Source organism: Vibrio sp. 10N.222.51.C5, from assembly GCF_041474575.1.
Classification (GTDB): domain Bacteria; phylum Pseudomonadota; class Gammaproteobacteria; order Enterobacterales; family Vibrionaceae; genus Vibrio; species Vibrio crassostreae_C.
Map to the genome: position 1 here is coordinate 1 of NZ_JBFRUJ010000024.1, position 6068 is coordinate 6068.

4 protein-coding genes are annotated in these 6068 nt (G+C 44.1%); 1 reads left to right on the forward strand and 3 read right to left on the reverse strand.

Annotation, left to right across the window (positions count from 1 at the left end):
• Nucleotides 1-49: 49 nt before the first annotated feature.
• The gene (locus tag AB4558_RS08730) at nt 50-1435 is read right to left on the reverse strand and encodes a peptide MFS transporter (RefSeq protein WP_102393253.1); all 1386 of its coding nucleotides are present in this window, start codon (nt 1433-1435) and stop codon (nt 50-52) included.
• 501 nt (nt 1436-1936) lie between these two features.
• Here AB4558_RS08730 and rfaH point away from each other — a divergent pair.
• The gene (gene rfaH / locus AB4558_RS08735) at nt 1937-2443 is read left to right on the forward strand and encodes a transcription/translation regulatory transformer protein RfaH (protein ID WP_017068990.1); all 507 of its coding nucleotides are present in this window, start codon (nt 1937-1939) and stop codon (nt 2441-2443) included.
• A gap of 78 nt (nt 2444-2521) precedes the next feature.
• On the opposite strand, the gene asnB is transcribed toward rfaH, so the two are convergent.
• Together asnB and AB4558_RS08745 are read right to left on the reverse strand one after the other, a co-directional pair.
• Nucleotides 2522-4192 (reverse strand): asparagine synthase B, encoded by a 1671-nt coding sequence (gene asnB / locus AB4558_RS08740; protein WP_102320162.1) that lies wholly within the window; start codon nt 4190-4192, stop codon nt 2522-2524.
• 235 nt (nt 4193-4427) lie between these two features.
• On the reverse strand, nt 4428-6014 hold the full coding sequence (locus tag AB4558_RS08745) for a cation:proton antiporter family protein (RefSeq protein WP_017062195.1): 1587 nt from the start codon (nt 6012-6014) through the stop codon (nt 4428-4430).
• Nucleotides 6015-6068: the final 54 nt, after the last annotated feature.

Here is a 6068-nt window from a genome sequence, read left to right on the forward strand (position 1 = left end):
CGTATTTTAGGACGAGACATGATGTTTCTTCTTGAAATCGATCTAGCTATTAAGCGACCGAAGTTTCTGCTTTTGGTTCTGCTTCAAGCGTCATGTTGGTTTCTACACCATGCATCCATGATACAAGCTTACCAGCACAAAGCAGCAGTAATATGGCACTCACCGTTGCTGTGATAGCAATACCACTGAAGATTGACATAGCACCAAGCTCACCAACGTGAGAACCGACCAGGCCTGCCACGTAGTTTGCCACCGCATTGAAGCCAAACCATGCACCCATCATCAATGATGCTAGGCGAAGCGGAGCTAACTTAGTGACCAACGACAGGCCAATAGGCGATAGACAAAGCTCACCAAGGGTATGGAAGAAGAAAGCACCGACTAGCCATAGCATTGATGTTTTCACGGTTAGGTCACCGCCTTGCTCCATTACCGCGCCCATCATGCACACAAAGCCCAGTGCTAAGAAGAACAATGCCATTGCAAACTTAACAGGAGAGTTGGGTTCACGCTTACCCAGTTTCACCCAGAACGCAGCAATGATTGGAGCAAGTGTAATGATGAAGAATGGGTTCAAAGATTGGAACCACGCAGCAGGAACTTCAAAGCCACCAATCATACGGTCAGTATATTGTTGAGTGTAGATGTTCATTAGGCCGCCAGCTTGTTCAAAGCCCGCCCAGAAAACAATCACGAACAGACCCATGATAAGAATCACTTTTAGTCTGTCGAACTCTTCTTTGGTCAGTGGCGCTTTTTCTTTAGATTTGTTTAGTGCTTTCGCTCTTGCAGCAGCAGGTACAGAACCGATGTTGCCCAACCAAGACTGAGCCATTGTCACTTGCATGATCAAGCTAATAACCATACCAATACCAGCGGCTAGGAAACCTGCTTTCCAACCGAATGAATCGACAGCAGCACCTGAAATTAAGCCACCAAGCAGCGCACCTAAGTTGATGCCCATGTAGAAAATGGTGAAAGCACCGTCACGGCGGTTATCGCCTTCTTGGTACAGATCGCCAACCATGGTTGAGATGTTCGGCTTAAACATACCGTTACCACTGATTAGCAGTGCTAAACCAAGGTACAGCGCGTTCACTTGGTCTAAACCGATGAAGCCGTTAGGTAGAGCCATTGTAAATTGGCCAAGTGCCATCAATACACCGCCAATCATAATTGATTTACGCTGACCTAGGTAGTTATCGGCAATCCAGCCACCAATTAATGGTGTGATGTAGACTAAGCCGGTGTAAATACCGTAGAGATCGAGTGCGTCTTTCGTTGACCAACCCAGTCCACCGTTGAGGGTAGTGTCAGTCAAAAATAAGACAAGGATGGCACGCATCGCATAGTAAGAGAAACGTTCCCATAGCTCTGTGCTAAAAAGTAGAAATAGGCCTCTAGGGTGGCCAAAGATGTTGTGGTTGCTTGGCATAAGTTTTACTAATTTTAGGTATTAAAAGATTTTATAGTCATTCATGTATACACAGTGGGATAAAAGTCTGCAATAGACTTATTTTATGGTCACGACAACTTGGTTTAACTAAGGTGTTGATATTAAATATCTTTATTTTTGATGTTGCCCATTTTAGATGTGCTGCAAACTAATTTTCCAGATTTGAGTTGGTTGGTTAATAACCTTCATTAAAGTTGTGTTGAATTAAAATCTTTAGATATATTGCTCTGGTGTATCATTTTGAGTTTGAAGGGAGTGGCATGCGCATTAGGTGGGGCATACATATGCTTACAACAATGAGTCTTTTGATCTCTAAATGATCTCTGTACAATGCTTAACCACTCCGACACCTATAACTTTTTGTTGATAAATTGGTCTGCTACGCATTATTTTTCGTTAGCAACGATTCATTTTATTAATGGTGATTTAACCGTTTTAGGCATGTGGTAAAATATCTAAAAATATAAAATGGCTAGTCAAATGAAACGTTGGTATTTGCTTTACTGTAAGCGTGGTGATCAAAAACGCGCTCAGCAGCACTTAGAGAATCAGGGGGTAGAGTGCTTTTACCCTCAAATAGAAGTCGAAAAGGTGGTGAGAGGGAAAGAAAAGCAGGTCAAAGAACCGCTGTTTCCGTCTTACATCTTTGTTCGCTTCGACTATGAGCAAGGTCCTAGCTTCACGACCGTTCGTTCAACACGTGGCGTTGTGGACTTTATTAAGTTCGGTTCACTGCCGCACGAGGTCCAAGGAGACTTGGTGTTTGAACTTAAAGAGTTTGAGAAGTGCTGCAGTAACGAAGTGGAAGATTGTTGTGTTGAGTTTGAATCTGGACAGGTAGTTAAGATTCAGAGTGGCCAATTTGCTGGGGTTGAAGCTATTTTCGATCAGAAAGACGGTGAGGCTCGATCGATTATGCTGGTGAAAATGATCAGCCAAGTCGTTCCAATCAGTATTGAGAACGAAGCACTACAAGCTCGCGCATAACTGCAGTAATAAAAATAGGCTTAAAACAAAAGGCGCATAATGCGCCTTTTTTAGTCTTTAGGATTTGTTCAAAACGCTCTAAGCGTTGTAAGCATCGTTGTGAACGGCTTGTACTGCACGGCCTGATGGGTCGACACAGTTTTTGAATGACTCATCCCACTCAATCGCTTTCGCTGATGAACAAGCAACTGAAGGACCACCAGGTACACACTCTGCCGCAGATTCTAGAGGGAATAGCTCCTCAAAGATTTCACGGTAAGCATAACCTTCTTTGGTTGTTGGCGTGTTGTAAGGGAAACGGAACTTAGCAGCTTCCATTTGTTGATCCGTTACTTTTGCTTCAGCCGTTGCTTTCAATGTATCAATCCAATCGTAGCCAACACCATCAGAGAACTGCTCTTTTTGACGCCATGCGATTGAATCTGGTAGGTAGTCTTCAAAACACTCACGCAGGATGTGTTTCTCCATCTTACCGTTACCGCACATCTTATCTTCAGGGTTCAGACGCATTGCGACATCGATGAACTCTTTATCCAAGAATGGTACACGGCCTTCAACACCCCATGCCGCTAGCGATTTGTTTGCACGAGCACAGTCGAACATGCTTAGAGCAAGCAGTTTACGTACTGTCTCTTCGTGGAACTCTTTCGCGTTTGGCGCTTTATGGAAGTACAGGTAACCACCAAAGATTTCATCAGCACCTTCACCTGAAAGTACCATCTTGATGCCCATCGCTTTGATCTTACGAGCCAGCAAGTACATTGGCGTTGATGCACGAATCGTCGTTACATCGTAAGTTTCGATATGGTAGATAACGTCACGGATTGCGTCTAGGCCTTCCTGAATAGTGTAAGTCATCTCATGGTGCACAGTTCCGATCTTGTCCGCAACTTCACGAGCAGCGATAAGGTCTGGTGCGCCTTCAAGACCAACAGCGAACGAGTGCAGTTGTGGCCACCAAGCTTCAGATTGCTCATCATCTTCGATACGCATTGCCGCAAAGCGTTTTGCAACTGCTGAAGTAATTGATGAATCCAGGCCACCAGATAGAAGTACACCGTAAGGAACGTCAGTCATTAGTTGACGTTTAACGGCTGCTTCTAGCGCTTCAGTCAGTTCTTCTTTGCTTGTGCTGTTGCCTTGTACCGCAGCGTACTCGTTCCAATCGCGGATGTAGTAGCGTTGAGGTTCAGCATCTTTCGAAGAGTAGAAGCTACCTGGAGGGAATTCACTGATCGTCTTACATACTTCAACCAATGCTTTCATCTCTGAAGCCACGTAGTAGTTGCCGTGCTCATCGTAACCTTGGTAAAGCGGGATGATACCAATATGGTCGCGGCCCACTAGGTACTCGTCTTTCTCTTCGTCGTATAAAACGAATGCGAAAATACCGTTAAGCTCTTCTAGAAGGTCTGCACCCATCTCTTGGTATAGCGCTAGGATAACTTCACAGTCAGAATCAGTCTGGAACTGGTACTTATCTTCATAGCGTGCACGAAGTTCTTTGTGGTTATAAATTTCACCGTTTACTGCAAGAATGTGCTTTTTGTCTTGACTGTATAGTGGTTGAGCACCACTGTTCAAGCCAACAATAGCAAGACGTTCATGAGCAAGGATTGCTTTTTCACCAGCATAGATACCAGACCAGTCTGGACCACGGTGACGAAGCTTCTTAGACATTTCTAAAGCAATAGGGCGAAGTGTTGCGGCATCACTTTTAATGTCGAGAATGCCAAATACTGAACACATAGAACTTCCTCTTAAATAATTTCCAAATCAACTGCATTCAATTTGCCATTCTGGCTAAAAAAAGCAACCGGATGTGAGCAAAAAAATAATATAAAGGGTGTTCTGTTAGAAATTATCTAATTTTTATGTGCTTTTGGTGTGTGATGTTTAATTGCGGTTGGTTTTTTAAACAAAAACCTCTCAAAAGTGCGAAAAATAGGCAGTTTTGAGAGGTTTAGTTGAACACTGTCTAATACTAGATTTTATTGATATTTGGATTTAACTGTTCGCAAACGTGGCGAGCAAAACCACTACCAGCCTCGCTGTAAATGTTAAATGCCGCATCAACGCCATTCTCTTTCAGTGTTTCGAGTTGATCGGGATATTCAGCAATAGCCGCAATTTGGCCTTTAAAGTTACGTGACTTTAATTGTTCTAAAGCGGTTTGATTACCTTGGTGGTGAGGCATTGCCAAAATCACCAGCTTTACGTTTGCTGTATCTAGAATTCGCTCCCAGAAATCTGGGTCAGTCGCGTCGCCAGAAATCACGTTTCTGCCTTGGCTTCTGTGGTTGTGCGCGGCTTCTTCACGCACTTCTACACCTAGGCTGACCTTGCCATAGCGAGTACGTAATTCGTCATAAGCACCGGTACCAATTCGGCCCATACCTAGAATAAGCACTTGGGCACGACCAGGGTCAATTCGCTTATCACGTCGGTGAAGCTTTTCTGACGCATGCTCTTTTAGCCATTTACCTGACTGCTGATAAAGCTTATGACCAGCTCGGTTTAAAGGAGCAGCGATTAGAAAAGACAGTGAAACTGCAATGGCAACGGCAACTAAGATATCACCCGACATCCAACCCATCTTGAAGGCGAGACCACCAACGATGAGGCCAAACTCGCTATAGTTAAACAGTGATAGCGAGGCAAGTAGAGACGTTCGAACACGGAACTTGAAGCGGTTGAGTACCAAGAAGTAGAGAACACCTTTCACTGGCAGCATCAGCAAGAACAAGATTGCGAGCATAAAGCCTTGAATGGTTGGTTGCTCTGACAGACCAATATTCAAGAAGAAACAGACAAGGAAAAGTTCTTTAAGGTTAAACAGCGACTTTGATAATTCTGAGGCTTTTGGGTGACCAGCAAGTAACATACCTAGAACAAGAGCCCCCAAATCTGGTTTCACACCAACCAAATGGAATAAACCAGCACCGACGACTAATGCGAAGAAGATGCCGGAAAGAACCAGCATCTCACCGTGACCAACCCAATCGAGCACTTTGTAGAACAGTGGGCGTAATAAGGGTAGGGCAAACAGAGCAATTGCATACCACTCAGGTATTTTGCCCGTAGAAGCCGTTAAGAATACTACGGCGAAGATATCCTGCATGACCAAGATACCAATCGCTAACGTTCCGTAGGTCGCATTCATTTCGCCTTTCTCTTGCAGAGTCTTAACCGCAAATACAGTACTAGAGAATGAAAGAGCAAAACCGAGCAGAACGATCTGTTCTACCGACATGGCAGCTAGCGATGAAATACCTAAGAACTTAAAGCCAAACAGGGCGACGGCGAAAAACAGAGTGGACAAAAGGTTGTGGATTGTCGCGCCAGCCCAGATCTCTTTAGAGAGTAGGGTTTTGATATCGAGCTTTAAGCCGATAGTAAATAGAAGCAGCGTGACACCAAGGTCAGCTAAAGTAATGATGGTGTCATTGGTTTCAAAGCCAAAGGCAAAAAGCCCAAAGCCTGCAACCAAAAAACCAACTAATGGGGGAAGGTGACACTTTAAAGCAATAAATCCTGCGATAAACGCAGTGGATATTAATATAAGTTCCATAACTTGTTGTTGTAGTTCCCTAGCTTAAAAAAACGGGCCGTGTTTATACAAACA

Coding starts and splice junctions, on each gene's coding strand:
- AB4558_RS08730 (WP_102393253.1), bottom strand. CDS start 1,435: ATGCCAAGCAACCACAACATCTTTGGCCACCCTAGAGGCCTATTTCTA.
- rfaH (WP_017068990.1), top strand. CDS start 1,937: ATGAAACGTTGGTATTTGCTTTACTGTAAGCGTGGTGATCAAAAACGC.
- asnB (WP_102320162.1), bottom strand. CDS start 4,192: ATGTGTTCAGTATTTGGCATTCTCGACATTAAAAGTGATGCCGCAACA.
- AB4558_RS08745 (WP_017062195.1), bottom strand. CDS start 6,014: ATGGAACTTATATTAATATCCACTGCGTTTATCGCAGGATTTATTGCT.